Origin of the sequence: Amycolatopsis tolypomycina (assembly GCF_900105945.1) — a bacterium.
Taxonomy (GTDB): Bacteria; Actinomycetota; Actinomycetes; order Mycobacteriales; family Pseudonocardiaceae; genus Amycolatopsis; species Amycolatopsis tolypomycina.
Genome location: NZ_FNSO01000004.1, coordinates 2,905,112 through 2,930,402, shown reverse-complemented (window position 1 = coordinate 2,930,402; position 25,291 = coordinate 2,905,112). Strand labels below are relative to the sequence as shown.

Here is a 25,291-nt window from a genome sequence, read left to right as displayed (position 1 = left end):
CTCATCGACGAGGCCAGTGTGTCGAAGCCGCGAGTTCCGCGTCGACGGTCGCCAGGAGTTCCGGGGTCAGTTCGGCGAGCGACGTGGCGAAGTGGCGGACGCCGCAGGCGGCCATGAAGTCCCGCTGCCGCGCGTGCGCGGGGCTCGACGGGAACCCGACGAACCCGGCGCCGTGCGCGCGGGCGTCCTCGGCCACGCGGCTGACGTCGTCGACGAAGACGATCTCGTCGAAGCCGACGCCGAGCACGGTCCGCGCGATGTGGGCGACGCCCGGCCGGTGCTCGTTGATGCTCACGTACGGCACGTCGGGATCGAGGAGGTCCGCGAACTCGCCCAGGTACCGGTCGAAGGTGTGCTCCCGGGTGCGGCCGCCGTAGCAGACCAGCCGCACCGGCAGCTTCGCCAGCGCCGCGAGGCAGTCCCGCACGCCTTCGGCGACGCGGATCGGGTGCTCGGCCAGGTACTCCTGCCGCGCGGCCCACAACTGCTTCAGCGTCTCCTCGGCCGGCTGGTCGAGGCCGCAGAGCCGGGTGACCTTCTCCGCGACGACGATGTCGCGCAGCCCGATGACGTCCCGCTCGGCCGCGGCGTCGTAGACCCCGCCGTGGCCGGTGACCCACCGGGCGATCATGGCCAGGTAGGTGTCGTCGATGAGCACGCCGTCGCAGTCGAGGGCGACGACGCGCAGCCTGTCCAGCCGGGTCACCGCCCCGCGAACACTTCCCGCGCGGCCGCGATCGCGTTGAGCGCGGCCGGGAAGCCGCAGTAGAACGCCAGGTGCAGCACGGTCTCCACGACCTCCTGTTCGGTGCCGCCGACGTTGAGCAGGCCGTGGATGTGCACCTTCAGCTGCGGCAGCGCGGTGCCGAGCGCGACGCACGCGGCGATCGTGACGATCTCGCGGTGGCGCAGGCTCAGGTGCGGCCGGGAGTAGATCTCGCCGAAGGTGAAGTCGATGATGTAGGTCGCCAGGTCGGGCGCGATGTCCTGGAGGGCGGCGGCGACCCGCTCGCCCGCCTCGCCGTCGACGGCCTTCAGCGCCGCCAGGCCGCGCTCGTGGCGGTCCTCGATACCCGCCCACGGCACCTCGGCCGGTTCGTCCGACGGCTCGTCGTCCGGCTGCCCCTCGAAGGCCGCCTTGAGCGCCGTCAGCGCGTTGAGCGTGGCCGGGAACCCGGCGAACGAGCTGACGTGGATCACGGCCTCGACCAGCTGGCGGCGGGTGCAGCCGACGTTGAGCGCGGCCTTGGCGTGGAACTGCAGCTGCGAACCCGCGTAGCCGAGGGCGGTGAGCGCGGCGACCGTCGCCAGCTGCCGCTCGGGCAGCGGCAGCCCGGGCCGGTGGTAGACGTCGCCGTAGATGAACCCGACGCACTGCTCGCCGAACTCGGCCTCGCCGATGCTTTCGAACAGGTCCAGCACGGCAGGCCGGTCGGCCCCGCCGAGCTGCTGGATGAGTTTCAGGCCCTGGGCGAAGGACGCGGAACGGTCCTGCTGCTGCAGGTCGGACATCGTGAACTGGTTTCCCTTCCGGAGTGGACTCAGCCGAGGTAGGCCCGGGTGGCCTGGTCGGCCTTGCGGCGTTCGAGGGTGTCGATGCGCTCCTGCGCGATCATCGAGTACTCGATGCCGGCGGTGGCGACGGCCCGCCCGTGCTGGCGCACCGCCGTGGTGGCACGAAACTTCAGGTGGGTTTCCCGGCCGAGGTCGGAATCGACGATCACCGACTCGACGGTGGCCGGGAGCGGGAACAGGAAGTCCTCGAAGGACAGGTCGATCCGCTGCCACACCCCGGCGTACGCGGCGGCCGGCGCGAGGCCGGGGCGGATCGCGGTTTCGAACTGGGCGATGCAGATCTGCCGCATCGCCTCGATGATCACGATGCCCTGCACGTGCTCGCCGGTGTGGTGGTCGAGGACCAGTTCGTTGTCCCGGTGGATCCGCAGTTCGGCCCGGCACCGCGCGGGTTCCGGGCTGTGCACGCCGGCGAGCAGGACGTTCTCCGGCCGGCTCTTGTGGACGACGGCCGGGGATTCGGGCCGCCGCCGGAACGTCTCCGGGTCCGCGAGGCGCACGGCGCCGTCGCTCCGGCCGCAGGCGGCTTCGAGCCGTTCGCCGTCGGCGGTGTCGACGCCCTGGCCGAAGTGGACGACCCAGTGGCAGCCCGGCGCGGGCAGGCCACCGGATTCGAGCAGGGCCAGCAGGTCCGACAGCGTGAGCACCCGGTCGCCGCGGGCGAACCGCGCGAACCGGTCGCCGACCACGACGACGTCCCGCCGGGTGTAGCCGTCCAGCGCCCACTCCCCGGCGCGCGGGCTCCGCGGGCACGAGACCGCTTCGGGCGCCTCCGTCCGGGCCTGGTCCGGCGTCACGGCCGCGCCGAAGCGTGGGCGTCGAGGAGTGCCTCGGCGAGGTGCCGGGCCGTCGTGGCCGAGCGCCAGCGCGGCCCGGACAGCTCCGTGGCCATCAGCTTCAGCATGGCGCGCACCATGTCCGGCTGCTTGCCGACACCCGCGGTCAGCAGCGGCTCGACCTGCGCGGCGGCGCCTTCGAGGTCGTCGAGCCGCAGGTGCGCCCGGCCCATGTCGATCCGGATCATCGGGTCCATGGCCTCCCAGCGGTTCTCGAGCGAGAGCTTCTCGAAGGCCTCGCGCGCGGTGGCGAATTCGCGCAGCGCGGCCGAAGCCTGCCCGACCGACAGCAGGGACGTGCCCGCCATGTAGTGCCGCCGGTCCTTCGTGATGTTGAAGAAGCTGTCTTCGCCGCCCGCGCCCAGGTCCGGGTCCTCGATGGCCGTCCAGCGCGCGATCGCGGCCAGCACCTGCGGCTCGGCCTGCACCGACGACCAGCCGCGGGCCTCGGCGAGGATGAGCGGCGCGTCGGTGAGGCGCCCGCCGGCGTGGTAGTTGAGCCCGTCGGCGGCCAGTTTCGCGGACTCGATGCCGTTGCCCGCCCAGAACGCCACCCGCGCCTGGGACGTGCGGACCCAGCGGCGGGCGAGGAGGTCGTCGGCGTACTGGGTGTAGAGCCAGGCGGCGGTGTTGAGTTCGCGGGACAGCCGGTACCGTCCCAGGTCGCCCGCGATCCAGGCCATCATCGCGCTCGACTTCGCCCCGATGAGCAGCAGGTCCTGGGTCTGCTTCGGCCGCTGCCTGCCCTTCAGCAGGGCCGAGGTCCGGTCGGCGATCACGGCGAGCTGGCCGAGGATCGAGTCGGGCGCGGTGCGGGTGTAGGCGCCGCCGAGGAAGTCGAGGTCGGCCCACAGGTCGTCGAGTTGGACGTCGTCGACGTTGGTCTTCGTGAGCAGGAGGGCGTCGTCGAGGGCGCCGGCGCCGATCTCCTCCTCCGAGCGCCCTTCGGTGCGGAAGAGGGCGCGGACCGGCGGCGCCTCGGGCTCGGGCGCGACGACCGCGGGCTCGGTCTCGGCGTGGTACTCGGCGAGGTCCTTGGCCGGCAGCTGTTCGAGATCACGCAGGCCCAGCAGGCATTTCCAGTTGGTGCCGTAGACCTGGGCCAGCACCCGCAGCGCGGCGACGGTCGGCCGGACCCCGCGTTCGGGCCACTGCTCGTACTCCCAGATCCGCGTGCCGCGCATGCCCGCGCGGGGGTCGCCGGTGACGGCGTTGTACTGGTGCGCCGCGACGTCGAGCGAGAGCTCCGACGCCAGCCGCCACGCGGTGCGCGGCGGGATCCGGCATTCGACGACCAGGTTCTTCGCCACCTGGGCCGGGAGCGCCTCCTCGGGAAAGCCCAGCGCGGTCAGCCTGTCCCGCAGTTGTGCACGGTAGGGCTTACTCCCTGGTTTGGCCTGTCGACTCATCGTTCATCCAACGATTTCCGGAGTACGGGTGCACACGGACGACAGTACCGCGCGTGACCGCGGGAGCCCAGGTCGTGATCGACACGGAAACCCTGCGATTTTCGAGATGTTGAAGATGCAACAAGGGTTTGGGCCCTTTTCGGCACCCTGAGAGCGCTCCCAACGACCGGCATCGGCGACGTTTCGATGATCTTGGGGTGATTTTCCGGAATCCACCCCAACGGCCGTGTGCGGCACCGCGCCGCGGTGGCGCAGTGCGACCGCGGGCATGTGCTGCGCCCCAACGGATTCGGCCGTTCAGGAGTGTTCAGTGGCGACTGCGGGCGGGGCGGCTGCGGAAAACGGACCACCGGATCGGCCCGCGTCCGGGTCGCTCTTTACAAGGGCGACACGCCGGGGTTACCTTTCCGGCGGCTGGAAGCGCTCCCATGCCAGGTCGCCTCGCCAGAACGCGGCCACCACCCAGGGGCGTCGTGGTGCAAGCTACGACGCCCCTGTCCGCGTCCGCGTCCGGAGGGAGAGGCCCACCCATGAACAGGTTCGCCGGCGCACTGGCCGCGCTCTGCCTCGCCGCCGCGGGGACCACCGCGGTCGTCCTGGCCGGTCCGGCCGCCGCCGCGCCCGCGTGCGCGGTCGCCTACCGCCTCAACGCGTGGCAGACCGGCTTCACCGCGGACATCACGGTGACCAACGGTCCCACCGCGGCCTCCGCCTGGACGCTCACCTGGCACTTCGCCGGGAACCAGGCCGTGACGTCGGCCTGGAACGCCACCGTCCGCCAGACCGGGAACGCGGTCACCGCGCAGAACCTGTCCTACAACGGCACGCTGCCCGCCGGCGGCTCGGTGTCGTTCGGGGTCCAGGGGACGGCGAGCGGGACGAACGCCGCGCCCACGGACTTCGCCCTCAACGGCGTCTCGTGCGGCGACCCCGCACCGCCGACCTCGACCACGGCCACTCCGACGACGCCGACCACCACGCCGACGACCACGACGTCCGGACCGCCGCCCGCCGGCTGCGCGGACGCCGCCCTCTGCGACGACTTCGAGCAGCAGACCGGCGGCACCCCGGGCGGGCGCTGGACCGTCGGCGCGGCCAACTGCCAGGGCACCGGCACGGTCGCCGTCGACACCACGGTCGCGCACTCGGGCAGCCGGTCGGTCAAGGTCACCGGCCAGGGCGGCTACTGCAACCACGCGTTCCTCGGCACGAGCGTGGCCGGTTCCGGCGTGCTGTACGGGCGGTTCTGGGTCCGGCACACCACCGCGCTGCCCACCGGGCACGTCACGTTCCTGGCGATGCGCGACAGCACCGACGGCCGCGACCTGCGCGCCGGCGGGCAGAACCGGGCCCTGCAGTGGAACCGCGAGTCCGACGACGCCACCCTCCCCGCGCAGAGCCCGGCCGGCGTCGCCCAGAGCGTCCCGCTGCCGACCGGCACCTGGTCGTGCTTCGAGTTCCGGCTCGACGGCGCCGCCGGCCAGCTCCGCACGTGGCTGGGCTCGGCCGAGGTGCCCGGCCTGGTCGTGGACGGCGTCCCGACCCCCGACATCGACCAGCAGTGGCTCGCCCGGTCGTGGCACCCGTCGGTGACGGACCTGCGCCTGGGCTGGGAGAGCTACGCCGGCGACGCCGACACGCTGTGGTTCGACGACGTGGCCGTGGGCTCCTCCCGGATCGGCTGCTGAGCTACCGGCCCAGCACCCGCTCGATCGCGGCCAGCTCGTCGTCGGCGAACTCGAGGTTCGCCGTCGCCGCGACCGTGTTCTCCAGCTGGGCGACGCTGCTCGCCCCGATCAGCGCCGACGTCACCCGGCCGCGACGCAGCAGCGCCCCAATGTGGCGTTGGTTGCGTCTGACGCACCCAATGTGGCGTTCGGTGCGTCAGACGCACCGAACGCCACATTGGGGCGCATCGCCCGGCCGCTGCCAACGAACGTCGGATGCGCGACACGCCCCCCACGCGAATCGGCTACCGGCCCAGCACCCGCTCGATCTCGGCCAGCTCGTCGTCGGCGAACTCGAGGTTCGCCGTCGCCGCGACCGTGTTCTCCAGCTGGGCGACGCTGCTCGCCCCGATCAGCGCCGACGTCACCCGGCCGCGACGCAGCACCCAGGCGATCGCCAGCTGTGCCAGCGTCTGCCCCCGCGCCCCGGCGATGTCGTTCAGCGCCCGGACGGTCGCCAGTGTCTCCGCGGTCAGCCGGTCGCTGGTGAGGAACGGGCTGGCGCCCGCCGCGCGGGAGTCTGCCGGGACGCCGTCGAGGTAGCGGTCCGTCAGCAGGCCCTGGGCCAGCGGCGAGTACGCGATCGAGCCGACGCCGTGCGCGTCGAGGGTGTCGAGCAGGCCGTCCTCCACCCAGCGGTCGAGCATCGAATACCGGGGCTGGTGCAGCAGCAGCGGCGTCCCCAGCTCCTTCAGCGCGGCGAGCGCGGCTTCGGTTTGCTCGGGCGAGTAGTTCGAGATGCCCGCGTACAGCGCCTTGCCCGAACGGACGGCCGTGTCGAGCGCGCCCATCGTCTCCTCGATCGGCGTGTCCGGGTCCGGGCGGTGCGAATAGAAAACGTCGAAATACTCCAGCCCGGTGCGGGTCAGGCTCTGGTCGAGGCTCGCGAGGAGGTTCTTGCGGGACCCCCACTCGCCGTACGGGCCGTCCCACATCAGGTAGCCCGCCTTGGACGACACCAGGATCTCGTCGCGGTACGGGCGGAAGTCGGCGGCGAAGTGACGGCCGAAGTTGGTCTCGGCCGCGCCGGGCGGCGGGCCGTAGTTGTTGGCCAGGTCGAAGTGCGTCACCCCGAGGTCGAACGCCCGCCGCAGCACGGCCCGCTGGACGTCGAGGGGCTTGTCGTCCCCGAAGTTGTGCCAGAGGCCGAGCGACACGGCGGGCAGCTTCAGCCCGCTGCGCCCGGCCCGCCGGTACGGCATGTCCGCGTACCGGCTTTCGGCCGCGACGAAAGGCGACATGGTTCTCCTTGTCGAAAGTGGACGGCCGGCGCAGTGAACCTTGTTCAGCCGTCGGCCGGCGCGAGTGTCACCACCCGTGGGCGGCCTGCGGCCCGTAGCGCCGTCCTGACCAGAATAAGGTTCAGTCTAGCCGCGCCGGAGGAGCGCGCCGGCGAACGACGCCGCGGGCGGCAGGCCGGGTAGCAGCGTCGCCTGGTAGGCGTGGTAGACGTCCGGCTTGCCGGCCCACACCGTCGCGGCGGGCCGGTTCTCCGGGTCCAGTTCGTGGCGCCACGAACCGAGTTCACGGTCGACGAAGCAGGTTTCGGCGTGTTCGCACCATTCCGCGAACCGCGCGAGGTAGGCCGGGTCGCCGGTCGCCTGGTGCAACGTCCACGCCGCGGCCATCGCCTCGGTCACCACCCAGTGCAGCCGGGTGCGCACCACCGGCGTCCCGGCGAAGTCGGTCGTGTAGACGAAGCCCGGCCGCCCGTCGACGGCCCAGCCGTGGCGGACGGCGGTCTCGAACAGCGCGGCCGCGTCGGGCACCAGCCACGACGGCGCGGCGGGCCCGAGCGCCCGTCCGAGGTGGACGGCCAGCCGCGCCCACTCGAAGAGGTGCCCGACGGTCGCCCCGAACGGGCGGAACGGGTGGGCGGGCTCGGCGCGGTTGAACTCCAGCCGCACGCGCCAGTCCGGGTCGAAGTGCTCCGGGAGCAGCCAGCCGTGCGCGCGGGCCTCGCCGTGGACCAGGCGCTCCACAATGGACAGCGCGCGGCCGGCCCACACCGGGTCGCCGGTGACGTCGGCGGCGGCCAGGAAGGCCTCCACCGTGTGCATGTTGGCGTTGGCGCCGCGGTAGTCCTCCAGGCGCGTCCAGCCGCGGTCCCAGACGTCGGCGACCCGGCCTGCGGCCGGTTCCCAGAACCGGCGTTCGACGATTTCAAGGGCTTCGGCCAGCAGCGCCTGCGCGCCGTCGGCACCGGCCGCGGCCGCGCTCGCGGCCGCCAGCACGACGAACGCGTGCTCGTAGGCCCGCTTCTCGGCCAACGCCGTCGAGGCGTACCAGCCGCCGTGCTCGGCGTCCCGCAGCGGACCGGTGAGCGCCGCGACGCCGTGGGCGACCTGCGCGCCGACGTCGGCGCCCTGCAGCGACGCGAGCGCGAAGACGTGCGTCATCCGGCAGGTGATCCACGTCTCGACGGGCCGGTCGAGCACCGGCCGCCCGGCGTCGTCGAGCCAGGCGAACCCGCCGTCCGGGTGGGCCGCGCCGCGGGCGAAACCGAGCAGCCGGGCGGGTTCGGCGCGCACCCAGGCGGGAACCGAAGACGGACTGTCCACTCTCTGCCTTTCTCCATGGCCCGCCCGGTTCGACGGCCCCCGTCAAGGTAGGCCAAGGCACCCGCCCCGGCCATCGCGGGCTGTTCCGGAAGTGACGCCCACCGCGTATCCTGACCTTGGAAGCGCTCCCAGTCTTCGACGCACGCAACCCAATGAAGGGACTGACGTGACCAGGAGACGAAGTACCGTTCTCGCCGCCGTCACCGTGCTGCTGGCGAGCCTGACCACGATCCTGCTGACCACCGGCACGGCCGAGGCGCACGGTGCCATGATGAAACCGGGCAGCCGGACCTTCCTGTGCTGGCAGGACGGGCTCAGTTCGACCGGCGAGATCAAGCCACAGAACCCGGCCTGCGCGGCCGCGGTGGGGGTCAGCGGGGCCAACTCGCTGTACAACTGGTTCGGCGTGCTGCGGTCCGACGGGGCCGGGCGCACGCGCGGGTTCATCCCCGACGGGAAGCTGTGCTCGGGCGGGAACCCGGGCTACGCGGGCTTCGACGGGGTCGGCAACTGGCCGCTGACCCACCTCACCGCGGGCGCCCAGTTCAACTTCTCGTACAACGCGTGGGCGGCCCACCCCGGCTGGTTCTACACGTACGTGACCAAGGACGGCTGGAACCCCAACCAACCACTCACCTGGGATTCACTGGAGGACCAGCCGTTCCTGACGGTCGACCACCCGTCGGTGACCGGCCAGGTGGGCACGGTCGAGGGCCAGTACAAGTGGAGCGGCGCGCTGCCGTCGAACAAGTCGGGCCGGCACATCATCTATTCGGTGTGGAAGCGCTCGGACAGCGCCGAGACGTTCTACGGCTGTTCGGACGTCACGTTCGACGGCGGGAACGGCGAGGTCACGGGCGTGAAGGACCCGGGCAACCCGCCGACGTCGACCACGCCGACGACCCCGACCACTCCCACCACCCCGACGACCCCCACCACCCCGACCACGCCGACGACGACCACCACCCCCATGCCGCAGGGTTCGTGCATGGCGATGGTCGAGATCACCAACACCTGGAGCGGCGGCTACCAGGCCACCGTGACGGTGATGAACCACAGCACGGCGGCGTACCGGAGCTGGCAGGTGGGCTGGACGATGCCCACGGGCCAGACGATCGCCAGCGTGTGGAACGGCACGCTGAGCCAGTCCGGTTCGGCGGTCACGGTCCGCAACGCCAACTGGAACGGCACCGTCGCGGCCGACGGCACGACCAGCTTCGGCATGGTCGTCAACACGACGGGCGGGGCCGTGCCCCCGGCACCGACGTGCCAGGGCACCTGATGTCCTGAGTGGACAGACTACGAGGGCCGCTTCGGGGCACGTTCCCCGGAGCGGCCCTCCCGGTTCGCGGTGTCACGCGTTCGCCGGGCCCGTGCTCCCCCGGGTGATCAACCGCGGCCGGGACGTGTACACGTCGCCCGGCCGCTCCCCCGCCAGCACGTCGTGCAGCACCGACGCCGCCAGGCTGCCGAGCTCGGCCAGCGGGCGCCGGATCGCCGTCAGCGCCGGGCGGACCAGCCTGCAGAGCGGGGTGTCGTCCCACGACACCACCGACAGGTCCTTCGGCACCGCGAGGCCCAGCTCGCGCGCGGCGGCGAGGGCCGCCACCGCCAGGTCGTCGGTGTCGCAGAGCAACGCCGTGGGCCGGGGACGCGCGGCCAGCACCCGGCGGACCGCGTCGGCCGAGGGTTCCGGGTGGACCGTGTCCGGGTGCGGGAGGCCCGTCGCCGCCGTCGTGAACGCCCGTCTGCGGGCCACCGGGTCCGCGAACACCGCCACGCCCGCGATGCGGACGACGTGGCGGTGCCCCAGAGCCGCCAGGTACGCCAGCGCCTCCGCCGCGCCGGTGAGGTCGTCCACCAGCACCGAGGGGGTGCCCGGCACCCCGCCCGGCCCGCCGAGGACCACCGCCGGCAGGCCGATGTGGATCAGCTCGGCCGCGCAGCCCGGGTCGGTGAGCAGCACGCCGTCGACCTTCCGCTCGGCCCGCCAGCGGCGGTAGATCGCCAGCGCCGCCTCGCGGCCGGGGGTCACCTGCAGCAGCAGTTCGCCCGCGAACCCGTCGAGCAGGGCCGGGACGAACGCCTCCAGTGGCCGGTCGAGCACCAGGCCGAGCGCCCCGGTCCGGCCGCCGGACAGCGCCCGCGCCGTGCTGCTGGGCGCCCACCCGAGCTCCCGGGCGATCTCGGTGATCCGGCGCCGGGTGGCCTCCGAGACGCCGGGGCGGCCGTTGAGCGCGTAGGAGACCGCGCCCTTGGAGACGCCGGCCTCCTTCGCGATGTCGGTGATCGTCGGACGCTTCATCGCACCCCTTCCTGGCACCACCACGAGGACTCCGGTCCGCGGTCCGTGTCCGTCCGGACACCCGCCGTCGCGCACCTTGACACCCGCCGCACCGGGAAACGAGACTCGCCCCGGGAGCGCTCCCAGCCAATGGAGGCCGGGAGCGTGCCGCGAATGGGGAGTGCGCGCACATGAGGAAGATCCGAAGAACGCTGGCCGCTGTCGTCCTGCTCCTGCCTGCCGTCCTGACCGCGGGCTGCGGACCGGACACGCCGGAGCGGATCACGCTCACGATCGCGACGTTCGGCGAGTTCGGCTACGAGGACCTCATCCCCGGCTACGAGTTCACCCACCCCGGGCTCACCATCCGCCAGGTCCGGACCGAGCAGGGCGGACCGTACCACCAGGACCTGCTGGACAAGCTGCAGAAGGGCCAGGAGCTCGCCGACATCCAGGCCGTCGAGGAAGGCCACCTCGCCGACGTGCTCGCGCACTCGGCGCAGTTCGCCGACCTGGCCAGGATCGGGCCGCCCGAAGTGAAACCCGGCCGGTGGCTGGAGTGGAAGTACGAGGCGGGCCGCAGCAAGGACGGCAAGCTCGTCGGCTACGGCACCGACATCGGGCCGCTGGCCATGTGCTACCGCAAGGACCTGCTCGAAGCGGCCGGGCTGCCGACCGACCCCGGCTCGGTCAAGACGATGTTCGCGACCTGGGACAGCTACTTCAAGGCCGGCGAAAAGTACGTCAAGCGCTCGCGCGGCAAGCCGTGGTTCGACTCCTCCGCGCAGATCTTCAACGCCAAGGTCAACCAGCTGCCGGTGGGCTACCTCGACCGCGAGAACCACTCGACGCTGGAGACGAACACCGCGCTCAAGGACGCCTGGAACCAGGTCACCACCGCGGTGAAGCAGGGCCAGTCGGCCGGGCTCACCGCCTTCGCCGACGACGGCAACAACGGCCTGCGCACCGGCGCCTTCGCGACGAAGATCTGTCCTTCGTGGATGCTCGGCGTCATCGAACAGCAGGCCGGCATCGCCAACGCGGGCAAGTGGGCGCTCACCGACGCCTTCCCGGACGGCGGCGGCAACTGGGGCGGTTCCTTCCTGACCGTGCCGGCCTCGAGCCCGCACCAGAAGGAGGCCGCCGCGCTCGCCGCCTGGCTGACCGCCCCGGAGCAGCAGCTGCACGCGTTCCGGGTCAGCGGCAACTTCCCCAGCCAGGTCGACGCCTTCACCTCCCCGGACCTGCTCAGCGAGATGAACGGCTACTTCGGCGGGGCGCTGAACGGCCAGGTCTTCGCCGCGCAGGCCCGCAAGGTCGGGAAACCGCAGTACAAGGGGCCGGGCGACGGCAAGATCCAGGAGACGGTGATCGCGCCGTCGCTCAAGGCCGTCGAGCAGGGCGCCGACCCCGCGGCCGTCTGGCAGCAGGTGCTGGCCGGCGTGCACCGGCTCGTGCCCTGACCGGAAACCCGCCGGTATCGCCGGCAAGTCATGTGACGTTCGGGACGGCCGGCCCCAAGCGCCCCAATGTGGCGTTGGTTGCGTCAGACGCACCCAATGTGGCGTTCGGTGCGTTGAACGCACCGAACGCCACATTGGGGCGCATTGCCGGACCGCCGGTGCTTCTTCGCCGGCAGCGCCGCGTACGGGCGCTCGGTGGTGCGGGCGATCACTTCGCCGCAGGACAAGGGTTCGCACGCGTTCCACACCCGGATGGGGGTTCGTCACCGAACCAGGGCCGAAGGAGTTCGAGGGGGTGCCGGTCGGGCCCGGCCACAACGGGCCGGGACCGGCTTCCGCGGAAATCCGCATCGCGGGATCCGGCCCGTGGCCGCCGGAGGCCACCGCGGGCACGGACCGGATCCTCGCGCGTCCCGCCCGGACGGTTCAGGCGCCCGGACGGGACCGCGGCGAGCGGCCCGGCGGGACGGGCCGCTGCCACCGTGGTGGAGGCCGGGCCGGGCGGCGGCTGCGCGGCACCGCCCGGCCCGGGGTCTGTTACCGAGGCCTATTCTGGTCAGGCCGCCGCCGCCCGCCTGCGTACTGCAGGCAAAGCAGAAGCCGTGCGGCGGCCGACGGCTGAACAAGCCTCACTGCACCGGCGGGTAGGCGTTCTGGACCAGCTGCTCGAACTGGGCCCCGAACCACTTGCCGGACAGCGGGGCGTTCGGCAGGGCACCGGTCAGGTTGCCGCCGTTGGCCTGTTCGCTGCCGTGGAAGGTCGGGTCGCACATCGGGTCCGCACCCTTGCCCTCGTCGTTCGGGATCTGCTGGCTCGCGCCGTCGGACTCACCCGGCGGCTTGATCCAGACGTAGGCGTCGAAGTGCGCCTGGGGCGCGACGGTGGGCCGGACGCCCAGACCCGCACCGCTCTGGTTGCACCAGTTGCCGCGGTGCAGCCGCCGGTCGATCCGGCCGGAGTCGACGTAGGCGTCCACAGTGGACCCCGAGGCCCCGCTGGGCCGGGCCGCGCCGCCCCAGCCGTTGCGCGAGGTGTCGACCAGCATGCCGATGCCGCTGGGCAGCCCGGCCGCCACGAACGCGTTGTACATCGCCGTGGCGAACGGCACCTCGGCGAAGTACGGGTTCCACTGGTAGAACTTCGCCGACTTCAGGGCCTGCCCCCCGACGTTCAGGTTCGGGTCGGGCAGGTTCGGCTCGGTCAGCGGCGTGTAGTTGGCCGTCGAGCTGATGAAGCCGTCGACGCTGTTCACCCCGGCCGTGGTGCCCTGCAGCATCTGCTTGACCGAGTTCACGAACGGGCCGAAGTTGCTGTCCCAGCCCAGCCACGCCGAGTGCGCGATGTCCAGGTAGTTGTAGACGTTGGAGATCGCGTGGAGCTTGTTCAGCGCGTACTGGATGCCCTGGACGTACGCCCCGCTCGACTGCGCCTCGGCGCACTTGGCCGTCCCGAGGTTGGTGATCAGGTTGGGCAGCGAGTCCGGCTCGACGATCGCCACGACCCGCAGCGACCGGTACTTCGCGTCGGACAGGATCGACGCGATCGGGTCGATGTACTCGGCCTTGTACCGGGCCAGGCCGTTCTCGGAGACCTTCAGCTCACCGTTGGACGCCAGCGCCGCGCAGTCGCGGTTCGGCAGGTCGTAGACGACGATCTGGATGGTCACCGGGGTGCTGCCGGTCTGCTGGGCCAGTGCCGCGTCGAGGTGCGCGCGCAGGCCGCGTGAGCTCGACGTGCCGGCGATCGCCGCGATCCGGTCCAGCCAGACCGCGGTCGAGGTGTTCGCCACCTTGGCCATCTGGGCACCGAGCGTGCCGCCCTTGGCCGCGGCGGCCGCGGACACCTGGGCCGACCAGTCCGGGTTCACGTACCCCTTCGACCCGGCGTACGGGTTCTCCACGTGGGTGCCGGGCTGCGGCGTCGTGGTCACCGTGGTCGGGGTCGTCGGCGTCGTGGAGGTGGTCGGGGTCGTCGTGGTCGTGGGCGTCGCCGTCGTGGTCGGCGTCGTCGGGGTCGTGGTCGTGGGCGTGCCGTCGCAGTGGGCACCGTTGAGCGAGAACGACGTCGGGATGTCGTTGGTGCCCGAGTACGAGCCGTTGAAGCCGAAGCTGGCGGTGGCGTTCGTGCCCAGGTTCCCGCCCCACGACGGGTTCTTCGCGCTCACGTGCTTGCCGCTCTGGCTGTACGTGGCGCTCCAGCCCTGCTGCACCTGCTGGTTGCCGCCGAAGTCCCATTCGACGTTCCAGGACGACACGGGGTCGCCCAGGTTCGTCACGGCGATGTTGGCGGTGAAGCCGGTGTCCCACTGGTTGACCGTGTAGGTGACCTTGCAGCCGGTGGCGGCGACCGCCGGACTGCCCCCGGCCACCAGCAATCCGGCGGTCAGCGCCGCCGCCGTCACCGAGGACGCCACGGCGAACCGTGTCTTCCTCTTCGCGGACCAGAATTCACTCCTCATCGAGTGCGCTCCTTAGTTGTTGGGTGGGTCAGGTGGTGCAGGCGGTCGCGCCGACGGCGAAGCCGCCGGGCGTGCCGGTCGAGGGGCCGGTCGCCTGGATGCCGATCGACACCGAGGCGCCGGCGGCGAGGTCGGGTGCCCAGGCGGGAGCCTTGGCGCTCGCCTGCTGCCCGGTCTGCGTGACGGTGGCGTTCCAGCCGCCGGTGATCTGCGTCCCGGACGGCACGGTCCAGCCGAGCGCCCAGTTCTTCAGTGCCGAACTGCCGGTGTTCTTCACCGTCACCGTGGCGACGAAGCCGCCCTGCCAGGTGTTGTCGACGTGGTAGGTCACCGCGCAGCTCGCCGGCGGCGGGTCGGCCGGGCCGCCGCCCGAGCCCACCGGCGGGATCAGGTACGGCTGCAGGATGGCCTGCTTGGCCTGGTTGACCGTGGTCCAGTCGTCGCCGAGGATGCCGCCGGTGTCCCCGGAGTTGGGGTTCCACGACCAGTACGTGAAGCTCATCCCGGAGGTGCCGGTGCCCGCGTACTTCATCAGTTCCTGCAGCCAGACCTTGTCGCGCGGGTCGGCGAGCGTGGAGCCGAACTCGCCGAGCAGCACCGGCGCGATGTTCTCCTTGTGCAGGTAGCCGAAGAAGTGGTCCCACAGCGCGGGCAGGTTCGCCGGGAAAGCCGGGTCGGAAAACCATTTCTGGGCGAACACCGACGTCGCGTACTCGTGCGCCGAGTACACCAGCTTGTCCGGTTTGGACAACCGCACCGGGAACTGCTTCGCCCCGGAGAGGTTGCCACCCCACCAGCCGCACTGCGGGTCGCCCGTGCCGCTGACGCAGTCGACGCCTTCGACGACGATCAGCCAGTCCGGGTTGACCGCGAGCACGGCGTTGCCTGCCCGTTCGGCGGCGAGCCGCCAGTCGGTCGCGGTGTCGCCGCAGCCCCAGCACGCTCCCCCGCCACCGGAGATCGAGTGCGGTTCGTTGTGCAGGTCCGCGCCGATGACCGTGGGGTTTCCCTGGTAGTGCTTGGCCAGCATCGTCCAGTCGGAGATCCAGCGGCTCTCCGGGTACGCCGCGGTGTACCAGAGCGGGGACTGCGCGCCGGAGTCCGGCCGGTGCCGGTCCAGGAGCACGCGCATGCCCTTGCTGCCGGCGTAGGCGACGATCTTGTCGAGCACCTGCAAGCCGGTCAGGCCCTGCAGGTCCGGGTTCTGCACCTGGTCGACGCTGACCGGCTTGGACCCGGAGTCGAACAGCTGGTTCGAGTACGGCAGCCGCAGCGTGTTGTACCCGAGCGCGGCCATCTGGTCGAGCATGTCGTGGTAGTTGCGGCTCCACAGCCCGTGTGGCGAGTAGTTGGCCGTCTCGGCGCCGAACCAGTTGATCCCGGTCATCCGGACCGGCGCTCCGGTCGCGTCGACCAGCTGGGCTCCGGCGGCGTGCCAGAACCCGGTGCCAGTCCCGGATGCGGCACTTTCACGTGAAAGTGCCGGGGCCGCGGTGGCCGGGGACGCCGTGAGAACGGCGCCCCCGACCAGTGCGGCGACCACCAGGCTGAGCAGTCGCTTCATCGCGTGCCTCTGTACCTCTCAGCCGAACAGGTCCACGTGCGCGGCGAACGCCGTGGCGATCTCCGTCTGCGCCCAGAACCGGTGGTAGGTGAACGTCGGCGCGGCGCCGCCGTTCAGGTAGGACTGGACCTGCGGCCATTGCGGGTCGCTCTTGTAGAACGAGCGGATCGACAGGAACGTGGAGTTCGCGTTGATCGGGTCGCCGTTCGGCATGGTGCCCGTCCAGCCCGAGGGGATGTACAGCCCCTGGTCGGTGGAGGCGTTGTAGGTGTCGTCGAACCGGTCGTAGTCCTTCCGGGTCTCCGGCACCGCGATGCCCTTGCTGTCGGTGTTCGCCGACAGCGCGGTGAGCAGCTGCTCCCCGACCGTCTTCGCCTGGGCGTTGGTCGAGCGGGCCGCGTAGTACAACAGCGTCTTGGCCAGGGAAGCCGCGACCCCGACGTCGTTGTTGAAGTTCTTCACCGCGACGTGCAGGCCGTTGTTCGCGCCCGGGCTGGTGGCGTTCCAGGTGTCCGGCGCGCCGGTCCAGGTGAGGTCGGCCGGGATCTGGAAGCTGCCGCCCGCCCCGACCGTGGTGTTCGCGATGGCCCACGGGACCCACTTGTCGAGGATCTTCTTCGCCCGGGCGTCACCGGTCGCCTGGTAGTACTCGGCGATCCGTTCCATGCCCCAGGTCTGGAAGCCGAACCACTGGTTGCTCGGCGGGTCGTGCCAGACCGGCTGCCAGTCGTAGAACATCCCGTAGAAGGTCGGCGTGCCGGACGGCGGGGTGCCGTACTGGCCGTCCCAGCTGTTGGTCGCGCCGCCGGCGAGGCCGCCTTCGGACGACTGCAGCCACTGCAGGAACTCCAGCTGCCGGTTCAGGCTGGTCGCCCAGTCCGTGGCACCGGTCGCCGAGGTGACCTTCAGGCCCGGGTCCGCCGACAGCGCGTAGGCCGCCAGGGGGTTCTGGTAACCCTGGTGCGCCGCGCCGTCACCGATGCGCCACGCCCAGGCGCTGGACGGGTCCATCGAGCCGCCCCAGGCGTAGTACCAGCTGATGAGGTAGTGCTCGCTGTTCTTGCCGGTGCCTGCCGGGCAGGCCGACGCGCCGACGCAGTTGCCGATCTTCTTGAAGTACTTGTCGAACAGCGAGTACCGCAGGTAGTCACCCATCTTCGAGGCCTTCTTGACGACGGCCGCGATGTCCGAGCTCTTGCCTTGGGCCTGGGCCCACTTCTCGGCCTGGAAGGCCACCTGCACGACACGGGCGTCCGCGTCGGGGGCGTTGGTGTACTTCCACTGCTTGGCGTAGGAGGAGTCACCGGTGAACAGGTCGAGGTACCCGTTCTTGCCGCCGAACTTCAGGACGTCGCAGCTGGGCTGCGTGACCGTCTCCCACACCGATTCCTGCGAGCCGCGCTGGAAGGTGTTGATGAACGCCGGCGCGGTGTTGGTGCCGTCCTCGCAGTGGCCGAAGCCGTAGATGTTGTCCACGTCCAGCAGCCAGTGCATGCCGTAGACGTCCGGGTTGCCGTAGGCGGCCTTCAGCTCCGCCGCGATCGGGTCGGCCCCGACCGAGACGTTGCTCTGCAGCTGCGACGGGTACTGCTTCGGGCTCGGGTACTCCGCCGCGTAGGTCGCCGGCTTGCTGGCGTTGTAGCCGGAGTTGCCCGGCTGGTCGGCCGCCGACGGGATCGCGTACGTCTCGATCGACGTCCACGCCTGGTTGAACGGCGTCCAGTCACCGGTGATCCGGCCGTAGGACGCTTCCAGCCACAGGTAGTAGCTGAACGCCTCCGACGTCGTCTCGTGCCCGTGGTCCGGCGCCTCGACGATCAGCGTCTCGATCGAGTGGTAGGGCACCAGGATGTTCCCGAACTTGCGGAAGTAGCCGTTGTTCGGGTCCTTGATCTTGTTGTACTGGGTCAGGAACGCGAGCTGGTAGTCCGAAGTGGACGACGAGATCTCGTTGACCGCCACCGTGGCCGCGGTGTAGCCGCTGCTGCTCGCGGTGAAGGTCGCGCTGCCCAGCGCACCGCCGTTGTCGGCACTGGCGACCGTGACGTTCTGCGGCACGTTCCAGTTCGCCGCGGTGAAGGTCAGGCTCGTGGGGCTCGCGGTGAGGTCGGTGCTGCCGGCCGTCCGCGCCACCGCGACGGTGACCGAACCCGACGGAGCACCGGCGAGCGAGACGGCGAACGTCGTCGTGCCGCCCTGCTTGACCTGCGCGGTCGCCGGCGCGGCGACGATCGTCGGCCCGGAGAGGACCTTCACGCTGACCGGGCTGGACGTGGTCGACGCGTTCTTGTTGTCGTAGGCCTTCGCCGTGATCGAGTAGGTCCCGGCCGGGACGTTGCCCCAGCTGCCTTCGAACGGCGCGGCCGTGTCGGTGGCCAGCAGCGTGTCGCCGGCGTAGAACTCGACCTTGCTGACGGTGCCGTCACTGTCGGCGGCCGTCGCGGCCAGCGGGATCGTGGCCGGGGCGTAGTAGGTGCCGGTTGAACTCGGCGAGGTGAGGGTGACCGTCGGTGCCTTGTTCGCACCGGTGCACGCGGTGCCGTTCACCGAGAAGTCGGTGGGCGGCCGGTTGGCCGAGCCCTTCGAGCCGTTGAACCCGAACGACGTGCTCGCCCCGGTGTCGAGGTGGCCGTTGTACGACATGTTCGTCGCGGTGACCGCGGCGCCGGACTGGGCGAACGTGGCGCTCCAGCCCTGCTGGACCTTCTGGCCGTCGAGGAACGTCCAGCCGACCTTCCAGCTGTCGAACGGAGCTCCGTCGTTGCGCAGCGACACGTTGGCGGTGAACCCGGTGTCCCAGTCATTGGTCGTGTAGGTGACGGAACAGGCGATGTCGGCGCCGAGCGCCGGTGGTGGGGCGACCACCGCGCCCGTGACCGCCAGCACGGCCGAGGCCAGTGCCAGCGCACGGACGCGCTTTCGGGGAGAGGAACGCATGGCTGCGGAACTCCTTTGTCCGTAGGGAGCCAGCGATCTGGGAGCGCTTCCAGGCGCAGACGGTAGCCAGCCGGAAACCTGGATGTAAAGAATCGAGTCAGAAGGACACCGGGAGCCCGAACGTCACATCTGCGCACCCGGCGAACACCGGACCACTGAACGCTCCTGAACAGCCGCACCCGAACGTCGTCCCGTCACCCGTTCAGCCCAGCGACCTGTTTACCCGGAGTGTCGAGAAAACGCCGTTTAGCGCCAAACGCGTACACCTGAACGGGAACACTCCCACCTACCGGGGCACCCGTAACGCGGACATATCTCCGAAGGTGGGTGAAAACGTTTCACACCGGAAACGCGCGTGCGGCGCCGGGCATCACGCGCGCACGGCGGGGCATCACGCGTGATTCGCCGGGCATCACGCGCGCGCGACGAGGCATCACGGGTGCGCCGGCGGGCATCAAGCGTGATTCGCGGGGCATCGAGCGCGCGACGAGGCGCCACGCGCGCTCCGGCGGGGCATCACGCGCGCGGCCGGGCATCACGCGTGCGCCGGCAGGCATCACGCGTGATTCGCGGGGCATCGAAGGCTCAGCTCGAGGCGCGGACCGCCAGCGAGACCGGGAGGATGTGCTGGCGCGGCTTGAGGTTGTGGTCGTCGAGCAGGCGCATCAGGGTCTCGACCATGGCGTGGACCTGCTCGCGCGGGTCCTGGTGGACCGACGTCAGGGGCGGGTCCATGGCCGGGGCCAGTGTCACGTTGTCGTCGAAGCTGACCATCGCGACGTCGTCCGGGACGCGGCGGCCCGCGCCGCCGAGGGTGCGCAGGGCGCCCACCGCCATCATGTCGCTGGCGACGAACACCGCGTCGATGTCCGGGTGCCTCGCCAGCAGGGCGGACATGGCGTTCGCGCCGCCCGAAAGGGTGAAATCGGCTTCTTCGGCCAGGTCGGCGGGGTCGAGCCCGGCGTCGAGGAGGGTCTTGCGCCAGCCGGCCAGGCGGTCGATCGGGGCGCTCTGGTCCTGGGGGCCGGCGATCGTGGCGATCCGCCGCCGTCCGGCCGCGACCAGGTGCTGGACCGCCAGCCGGGCGCCGCCTTCGTTGTCGAAGTCGACGACGTGCACGCCGCGGCGGATGCCGGCCGCCTGGCCGCCGAACACCACCGGGATGCGCAGCAGCCGCAGCGCCTTGGGCAGCGGGTCGGCGCGGTGCGGCGCGAACACCAGCGCGCCGTCGACGTGGCCGCCCTCGAGGAACCGGACCGTCCGGCTCAGGTCCTCGCGGATGTCACTGAAGATCAGCACCATCTGCCGCCCGACGTCGGCGAGCTCCCGGTAGCCGGCCCGCATGACGGCGGCGCGGTACGGGTCGTCGAGCAGCCGGGACTCCGGCTCCGACAGCACCACCGCGACCGCCCCGGTGCGGCGCGTGACCAGCGACCGGGCCGCCTGGTTCGGCGAATAGCCCAGGTCACGGGCGGCGGAGAGCACCTTCTCGCGCGCCGCCGCGCTGACGTACGCGTCGTCGTTCAACGCGCGCGACGCCGTCGACCGCGACACGCCGGCGAACGCCGCGACGTCCTCCAGTGTCGGCCGTTCTTCATCGCCTGCTCGAGGCCCCACGGCACCGCCCTCGCTCACCCTCTGCAACTCTGACCGCCTCAGCTTAACGTTCACGCTCCGCTGCGTCCGGGAGCGCTCCTCGCAGGAAACGCTCCGGTTACAACCCCTTGACACCGGTGAACGCCCCCACCAGACTCTGCCACACCTGGGAGCGCTCCCAGATCGGCTCCCAGCAGTGAGAGCGCTCATTCCCGTCAACAAGGTGGTTGGACACGTGAGAACGATCCGGAACGGCCTGGTCCTGGCACTGGGTATCACGATGACGGCGCTCGGCGCCTCGGCCTGCAGCGGAGGCGGTGACACCAACACGCCGGCGGCCGCGAACCCGAACGAGAAGGTCGACCTGACGCTGGCGACGTTCACCGAGTTCGGTTACGAGGCCCTCATCCCGGAGTACGAGCGGCTGCACCCCAACATCAAGATCACCCACCGCAAGACCGGCCAGGGCGGCCCCTACCACGAGGAACTCGTCACGAAGCTGGCCGCGGGCTCGGGCCTGGCCGACGTGACGGCGCTCGAGGAGGGCCACCTTTCCGACTTCCTCGACAAGGGCTCCAAGTTCAACGACCTGAGCAAGATCGGCCCGGCCGACGCCTCCGCCGACCGCTGGCTGCCCTGGAAGTACGACGCCGCCAAGACCAAGGACGGCAAGCTCATCGGCTACGGCACCGACATCGGGCCGCTCGCCATGTGCTACCGCAAGGACATGTTCAAGGCCGCCGGCCTGCCGGACGACCCCGAGGCCGTGAAGCCCCTGTTCGCCACCTGGGACAGCTACTTCGCCGCCGGCGCGGACTTCGTCAAGAAGAGCAACGGCAAGGCCTGGTTCGACTCGGCCGCACAGAACTTCAACGCGATGGTCAACCAGCTCCCCCAGGGCTACATCAACACCGACGACAAGCTCGCCGTCGAGACCAACCAGGGCATCAAGGACGCCTGGGCCAAGGTCACCGACGCGGTCGCCAAGGGCGAGTCGGCCAAGCTCACCGCGTTCAGCAACGAGTGGAACACCGGCTTCAAGCAGGGCGCGTTCGCCACGAAGGTGTGCCCCGCCTGGATGCTCGGCGTGATCAAGGAGCAGGCCGGCCCGGAGAACGCCGGCAAGTGGGCCGTCACCGCGGCCTTCCCCGGCGGCGGCGGCAACTGGGGTGGTTCGTACCTGACCGTCCCGACGCAGTCCAAGCACCCGAAGGAGGCCGCCGAGCTCGCGGCCTGGCTGACCGCCCCGGAGCAGCAGATCAAGGCGTTCCAGGCCAAGGGCACCTTCCCCAGCCAGGTCAAGGCGCTCTCGGACCCGGCGCTGCTGAGCTACACCAACGACTACTTCGGCGACACGAAGGTCGGCGCGCTGTTCGCCGAGCAGGCCAAGAAGGTGCAGAAGCCGCAGTACAAGGGCCCCGGCGACGGCCAGATCCAGGAGAACGCGTCCAGCCCGGCACTGCAGGCGGTCGAGCAGGGCAAGTCGGCGGCGGACGGCTGGAACCAGATGGTCGAAGCCGCGAAGAAGATCACGCGCTGAACCGATGACCGTCCTCGACAAGGTCGCGCCAGAAGGGAGTAAGGCCGGGGAGCGCGTGTCTCCCCGGCCCACCTTCCGTCACCGGTTGAGCCGGTGGGACGTCAAGGTCTCGCCGTACCTCTACATCGCGCCGTTCTTCATCCTCTTCGGGATCGTCGGGCTGTTCCCGCTGCTCTACACCGCCTACGTCTCGCTGTTCAAGTGGGAAGCCGGGAGCGACGACCCCGACTTCATCGGCCTCGACAACTTCAAGGAGCTCTTCGCCGACACGCAGTTCTGGAACGCGCTGACGAACACGATCAGCATCTTCCTGCTGTCCAGCGTCCCGCAGCTCATCATCGCGGTCATGCTGGCGGCGCTGCTCGGGGCCCGGCTGCGCGGCGCGACCGGCTGGCGCGTCGGCATCCTGCTGCCGTACGCGGCCAGCCTCGTCGCGATCGGCATCATCTTCGCCAACCTGTTCGGCCCGAAGTACGGGCTGATCAACGGCGTGCTGCAGACCATCGGCCTCGACCCGGTCGACTGGCAGGCCAACCGGTTCGGCAGCCACGTCGCGATCGCGATCATGGTGAACTGGCGCTGGACCGGCTACAACGCCCTGATCGTACTGGCGGCCATGCAGGCCATCCCCAAGGAACTGCACGAGGCCGCCGTGATCGACGGCGCGGGCACGTGGCGCCGCTTCTGGAACGTCACCCTGCCGCTGCTGCGGCCGACGCTGATCTTCATCACGATCACCTCGACGATCGGCGGCCTGCAGATCTTCACCGAGCCGAAGCTGTTCGACGCCATGCCGGGGTCGAACAACGGCGGTTCGACCAACCAGTTCCAGACCGTGACGCTGTACCTCTACCAGACGGCGTTCCAGAACGCCGACCTCGGCTACGCCTCGGCGATCGCCTGGGTGCTGTTCCTGATCATCGTGCTCATCGCGCTGGCGAACTTCTTCATCACCAGCCGGATCGCCAGCACCCCGGCGGTGAAGGTGAAGAAGAAATGACCACACTCCAGAGTGACATCCCCACCGGAAGCAAACCGGGGATCCGGCAGAAGGTCGCCACGCTCGGCAAGCCCCGCAAGGCGACCTACATCGTGCTGGCGATCTTCGTGCTCGGCTCGCTGTTCCCGTTCTACTGGTCGTTCCTGGTGGCCAGCCGCGACAACGGGATGCTCACCGAGCGCATCCCGCCGTTCGTGCCCGGCGGCAACTTCTTCGCGAACGCGTCGCGGGTGTTCGACACCGTGCCGTTCTGGAAAGCGCTTGCCAACAGCGTCATCGTGTCCGGCACGGTGACGCTGACGACGGTGCTGTTCTCGGCGCTGGCCGGGTTCGCCTTCGCGAAACTGCGGTTCCGCGGGAGCAACAAGCTGTTCGTCTTCATCGTCGTCACGCTCGCGGTGCCCACCCAGCTGGGCATCATCCCGCTGTTCATCGCGATGTCCGAACTGGGCTGGACGGGCAGCCTGACGGCGGTGATCGTGCCCAACCTGGTCACCGCGTTCGGCGTGTTCTGGATGCGGCAGTACACAGTGGACGCTCTGCCGTACGAGCTCATCGAGGCCGCGCGCGTCGACGGCTGCAGCATGATCCGGGTCTTCTGGAACGTCTGCCTGCCCGCCGTGCGCCCGGCCGCGGCGATCCTCGCGATGTTCACGTTCATGATGTCCTGGAACGACTTCCTGTGGCCGCTCGTCGTGCTGGACGCCGGCAACCCCACCGTCCAGGTGGCCCTGGAAAAGCTGCAGAGCGGCTACTACGTCGACTATTCCCTCGTCCTGGCCGGCACGACCCTGGCCACGATTCCCATCCTCATCGTCTTCGTCCTCCTCGGCCGCCAGATCGTGGCCGGGATCATGCAAGGTGCCGTGAAAGGGTGAACATGTCCGTACATCCCGACAGCGTTCGGGCGGAGACCGCGTTGATGTTCCCGCCTGGCTTCGTCTGGGGCGCCGCCACCGCGTCGTTCCAGGTGGAAGGAGCCACGACGGCCGACGGGCGCACCGACTCGGTCTGGGACGTCTTCGCCCGCCGCCCGGGTGCGGTCCGGGGCGGCGACAACGGCGAACCGGCGGCCGACCACTACCGGCGGTACTCCGAAGACGTCGGGCTGATGCGCCGGCTCAACCTCGGCGCCTACCGCTTCTCGCTGGCGTGGCCGCGGGTGCGGCCGGACGGCGGCGCGCCGAACGCCGCCGGGCTCGGCTTCTACGACCGGCTGGTCGACTGCCTGCTCGAGTCCGGGATCCAGCCGTGGGCGACGCTGTACCACTGGGACCTGCCGCAGGCCCTGGAGGAGAAGGGCGGCTGGACCAACCGGGACACCGCCTACCGGTTCGCCGAATACGCCGAGACCGTGCTGGAGCGGCTGGGTGACCGCGTCGCCAGCTGGTCGACGCTCAACGAGCCCTGGTGCGCGGCGATGCTCGGCTACGCGGGCGGCATCCACGCGCCCGGCCGCACCGACCACCCGGCGGCGGTGGCCGCCACGCACCACCTGCTGCTGGGCCACGGCCTGGCCATGGACATCATCCGGCGGCACGCCCGGGACGTCCCGGCCGGCATCACGCTGAACCTGTACCCGGTCGCCCCGCACGACCCGGCGAACGTCTCCGACGTCTCCGCGGCCCGGCGGATCGACGGCCTGCAGAACCGGCTGTTCCTCGACCCGGTGCTGCGCGGCGGCTACCCGGACGACCTGGTCACCGACCTCGAGCCGTTCGGCCTGGGCTCGGTCGTGCGCGACGAGGACGCCGCGATCATCGCCGCGCACGTCGACTGGCTGGGCGTGAACTACTACCGCGACTACCGCGTCGCGGGCCGCCCGGTGCCGGGCAGCGAGCCGGCGGGCCCCGAGTGGGTCGGCGCGGGTGACGTGCACTTCGTCCCGGACCCGGCGGCGCCCCGCACGGACTCCGGGTGGGAGGTCCAGCCGGCCGGGCTGACCGAGTCCCTGCTGCAGGTGCACCGCGGCTACCGGCAGCTGCCGCTGTACATCACGGAGAACGGCGCGGCCTACCCCGACGTCGTCTCCGACGGCGGTGACATCGTCGACACCGACCGCGTGGCGTTCCTCGACTCCCACCTGCGGGCCTGCCACGACGCGATCCAGGCCGGCGTCGACCTGCGCGGGTACTTCTACTGGTCGCTGCTGGACAACTTCGAGTGGGCCGAGGGCTACGCGAAGCGGTTCGGCCTGGTCCACGTCGACTACGACACGCAGCGGCGGACGCCGAAGCAGAGCGCCCACTGGTACTCCCGGGTGATCGGCCTCAACGGGCTCGGCTGACCCAAGCGCCCCAATGTGGCGTTGGTTGCGTCCAACGCACCCAATGTGGCGTT

Annotated in this window: 19 protein-coding genes; 7 read left to right on the top strand and 12 right to left on the bottom strand. The window is 70.7% G+C overall.

Features of this window, described 5'->3' with window-relative positions:
- Position 1: 1 nt before the first annotated feature.
- From BLW76_RS23525 to BLW76_RS23510, 4 genes are read right to left on the bottom strand one after another with little or no spacing between them, the layout of a single operon-like run.
- Entirely contained in the window at positions 2 to 706 is a 705-nt protein-coding gene (locus BLW76_RS23525; protein WP_091311002.1) for an HAD family hydrolase, read from the bottom strand.
- Positions 703 to 1,512 (bottom strand): carboxymuconolactone decarboxylase family protein, encoded by an 810-nt coding sequence (locus BLW76_RS23520; RefSeq protein WP_091311001.1) that lies wholly within the window; start codon positions 1,510 to 1,512, stop codon positions 703 to 705. Before BLW76_RS23520 ends, BLW76_RS23525 begins: the two co-directional genes overlap by 4 nt.
- A 29-nt stretch (positions 1,513 to 1,541) precedes the next feature.
- Entirely contained in the window at positions 1,542 to 2,372 is an 831-nt protein-coding gene (locus tag BLW76_RS23515; protein ID WP_091310998.1) for an AfsA-related hotdog domain-containing protein, read from the bottom strand.
- Entirely contained in the window at positions 2,369 to 3,820 is a 1,452-nt protein-coding gene (locus BLW76_RS23510) for a hypothetical protein (protein ID WP_244170277.1), read from the bottom strand. The genes BLW76_RS23515 and BLW76_RS23510 overlap by 4 nt, the downstream gene beginning before the upstream one ends.
- 530 nt (positions 3,821 to 4,350) lie before the next feature.
- Between BLW76_RS23510 and BLW76_RS50475 the strand changes: the two genes are divergently transcribed.
- Positions 4,351 to 5,508, top strand: coding sequence for a cellulose-binding domain-containing protein (locus BLW76_RS50475; RefSeq protein WP_091310997.1), 1,158 nt, complete (start codon positions 4,351 to 4,353; stop codon positions 5,506 to 5,508).
- A gap of 1 nt (position 5,509) precedes the next feature.
- Here BLW76_RS50475 and BLW76_RS47930 read toward each other — a convergent pair whose 3' ends face one another.
- The 3 genes from BLW76_RS47930 to BLW76_RS23495 form a co-directional block, all read right to left on the bottom strand.
- Positions 5,510 to 5,632, bottom strand: a complete 123-nt coding sequence (locus BLW76_RS47930; protein WP_425266015.1) for a hypothetical protein — start codon at positions 5,630 to 5,632, stop codon at positions 5,510 to 5,512.
- A gap of 160 nt (positions 5,633 to 5,792) precedes the next feature.
- Entirely contained in the window at positions 5,793 to 6,788 is a 996-nt protein-coding gene (locus BLW76_RS23500; RefSeq protein WP_091310994.1) for an aldo/keto reductase, read from the bottom strand.
- Between the two features lie 126 nt (positions 6,789 to 6,914).
- Positions 6,915 to 8,108, bottom strand: coding sequence for an AGE family epimerase/isomerase (locus BLW76_RS23495; RefSeq protein WP_091310992.1), 1,194 nt, complete (start codon positions 8,106 to 8,108; stop codon positions 6,915 to 6,917).
- A gap of 166 nt (positions 8,109 to 8,274) precedes the next feature.
- On the opposite strand from BLW76_RS23495, the gene BLW76_RS23490 reads away from it, so the two are divergent.
- Complete coding sequence (locus BLW76_RS23490; RefSeq protein ID WP_091310989.1) at positions 8,275 to 9,390, top strand: lytic polysaccharide monooxygenase; 1,116 nt, start codon at positions 8,275 to 8,277, stop codon at positions 9,388 to 9,390.
- Between the two features lie 72 nt (positions 9,391 to 9,462).
- Here the strand turns inward: BLW76_RS23490 and BLW76_RS23485 are convergent, their stop codons facing one another.
- Complete coding sequence (locus tag BLW76_RS23485) at positions 9,463 to 10,413, bottom strand: LacI family DNA-binding transcriptional regulator (protein WP_091310987.1); 951 nt, start codon at positions 10,411 to 10,413, stop codon at positions 9,463 to 9,465.
- 170 nt (positions 10,414 to 10,583) lie between these two features.
- Here BLW76_RS23485 and BLW76_RS23480 point away from each other — a divergent pair, with 170 nt between their 5' ends.
- Entirely contained in the window at positions 10,584 to 11,855 is a 1,272-nt protein-coding gene (locus BLW76_RS23480; RefSeq protein ID WP_091310985.1) for an ABC transporter substrate-binding protein, read from the top strand.
- A gap of 629 nt (positions 11,856 to 12,484) precedes the next feature.
- Here BLW76_RS23480 and BLW76_RS23475 read toward each other — a convergent pair.
- The 4 genes from BLW76_RS23475 to BLW76_RS23460 all read right to left on the bottom strand — a co-directional run bounded on the left by BLW76_RS23475 (position 12,485) and on the right by BLW76_RS23460 (position 20,396).
- Positions 12,485 to 14,314 carry a glycoside hydrolase family 6 protein gene (locus BLW76_RS23475; RefSeq protein ID WP_208613360.1) on the bottom strand — a complete coding sequence of 610 codons (1,830 nt, stop codon included), beginning with the start codon at positions 14,312 to 14,314 and terminating at the stop codon, positions 12,485 to 12,487.
- A gap of 28 nt (positions 14,315 to 14,342) precedes the next feature.
- Positions 14,343 to 15,878 (bottom strand): cellulase family glycosylhydrolase, encoded by a 1,536-nt coding sequence (locus BLW76_RS23470; RefSeq protein WP_091310980.1) that lies wholly within the window; start codon positions 15,876 to 15,878, stop codon positions 14,343 to 14,345.
- 18 nt (positions 15,879 to 15,896) lie between these two features.
- Positions 15,897 to 18,815 (bottom strand): glycoside hydrolase family 48 protein, encoded by a 2,919-nt coding sequence (locus BLW76_RS23465; protein WP_091310978.1) that lies wholly within the window; start codon positions 18,813 to 18,815, stop codon positions 15,897 to 15,899.
- Between the two features lie 585 nt (positions 18,816 to 19,400).
- The gene (locus BLW76_RS23460; RefSeq protein WP_091319748.1) at positions 19,401 to 20,396 is read right to left on the bottom strand and encodes a LacI family DNA-binding transcriptional regulator; all 996 of its coding nucleotides are present in this window, start codon (positions 20,394 to 20,396) and stop codon (positions 19,401 to 19,403) included.
- A gap of 250 nt (positions 20,397 to 20,646) precedes the next feature.
- On the opposite strand from BLW76_RS23460, the gene BLW76_RS23455 reads away from it, so the two are divergent.
- From BLW76_RS23455 to BLW76_RS23440, 4 genes are read left to right on the top strand one after another with little or no spacing between them, the layout of a single operon-like run.
- Entirely contained in the window at positions 20,647 to 21,951 is a 1,305-nt protein-coding gene (locus BLW76_RS23455) for an ABC transporter substrate-binding protein (RefSeq protein ID WP_091310975.1), read from the top strand.
- A gap of 4 nt (positions 21,952 to 21,955) precedes the next feature.
- On the top strand, positions 21,956 to 22,951 hold the full coding sequence (locus BLW76_RS23450) for a carbohydrate ABC transporter permease (RefSeq protein WP_091310974.1): 996 nt from the start codon (positions 21,956 to 21,958) through the stop codon (positions 22,949 to 22,951).
- The gene (locus BLW76_RS23445) at positions 22,948 to 23,829 is read left to right on the top strand and encodes a carbohydrate ABC transporter permease (protein WP_091310971.1); all 882 of its coding nucleotides are present in this window, start codon (positions 22,948 to 22,950) and stop codon (positions 23,827 to 23,829) included. The genes BLW76_RS23450 and BLW76_RS23445 overlap by 4 nt, the downstream gene beginning before the upstream one ends.
- Positions 23,826 to 25,238 (top strand): GH1 family beta-glucosidase, encoded by a 1,413-nt coding sequence (locus BLW76_RS23440; protein WP_208613359.1) that lies wholly within the window; start codon positions 23,826 to 23,828, stop codon positions 25,236 to 25,238. The genes BLW76_RS23445 and BLW76_RS23440 overlap by 4 nt, the downstream gene beginning before the upstream one ends.
- Positions 25,239 to 25,291: the final 53 nt, after the last annotated feature.

Coding starts and splice junctions, on each gene's coding strand:
- BLW76_RS23520 (WP_091311001.1), bottom strand. CDS start 1,512: ATGTCCGACCTGCAGCAGCAGGACCGTTCCGCGTCCTTCGCCCAGGGC.
- BLW76_RS23510 (WP_244170277.1), bottom strand. CDS start 3,820: ATGAGTCGACAGGCCAAACCAGGGAGTAAGCCCTACCGTGCACAACTG.
- BLW76_RS50475 (WP_091310997.1), top strand. CDS start 4,351: ATGAACAGGTTCGCCGGCGCACTGGCCGCGCTCTGCCTCGCCGCCGCG.
- BLW76_RS23500 (WP_091310994.1), bottom strand. CDS start 6,788: ATGTCGCCTTTCGTCGCGGCCGAAAGCCGGTACGCGGACATGCCGTAC.
- BLW76_RS23485 (WP_091310987.1), bottom strand. CDS start 10,413: ATGAAGCGTCCGACGATCACCGACATCGCGAAGGAGGCCGGCGTCTCC.
- BLW76_RS23480 (WP_091310985.1), top strand. CDS start 10,584: ATGAGGAAGATCCGAAGAACGCTGGCCGCTGTCGTCCTGCTCCTGCCT.
- BLW76_RS23475 (WP_208613360.1), bottom strand. CDS start 14,314: ATGAGGAGTGAATTCTGGTCCGCGAAGAGGAAGACACGGTTCGCCGTG.
- BLW76_RS23470 (WP_091310980.1), bottom strand. CDS start 15,878: ATGAAGCGACTGCTCAGCCTGGTGGTCGCCGCACTGGTCGGGGGCGCC.
- BLW76_RS23465 (WP_091310978.1), bottom strand. CDS start 18,815: ATGCGTTCCTCTCCCCGAAAGCGCGTCCGTGCGCTGGCACTGGCCTCG.
- BLW76_RS23450 (WP_091310974.1), top strand. CDS start 21,956: ATGACCGTCCTCGACAAGGTCGCGCCAGAAGGGAGTAAGGCCGGGGAG.
- BLW76_RS23445 (WP_091310971.1), top strand. CDS start 22,948: ATGACCACACTCCAGAGTGACATCCCCACCGGAAGCAAACCGGGGATC.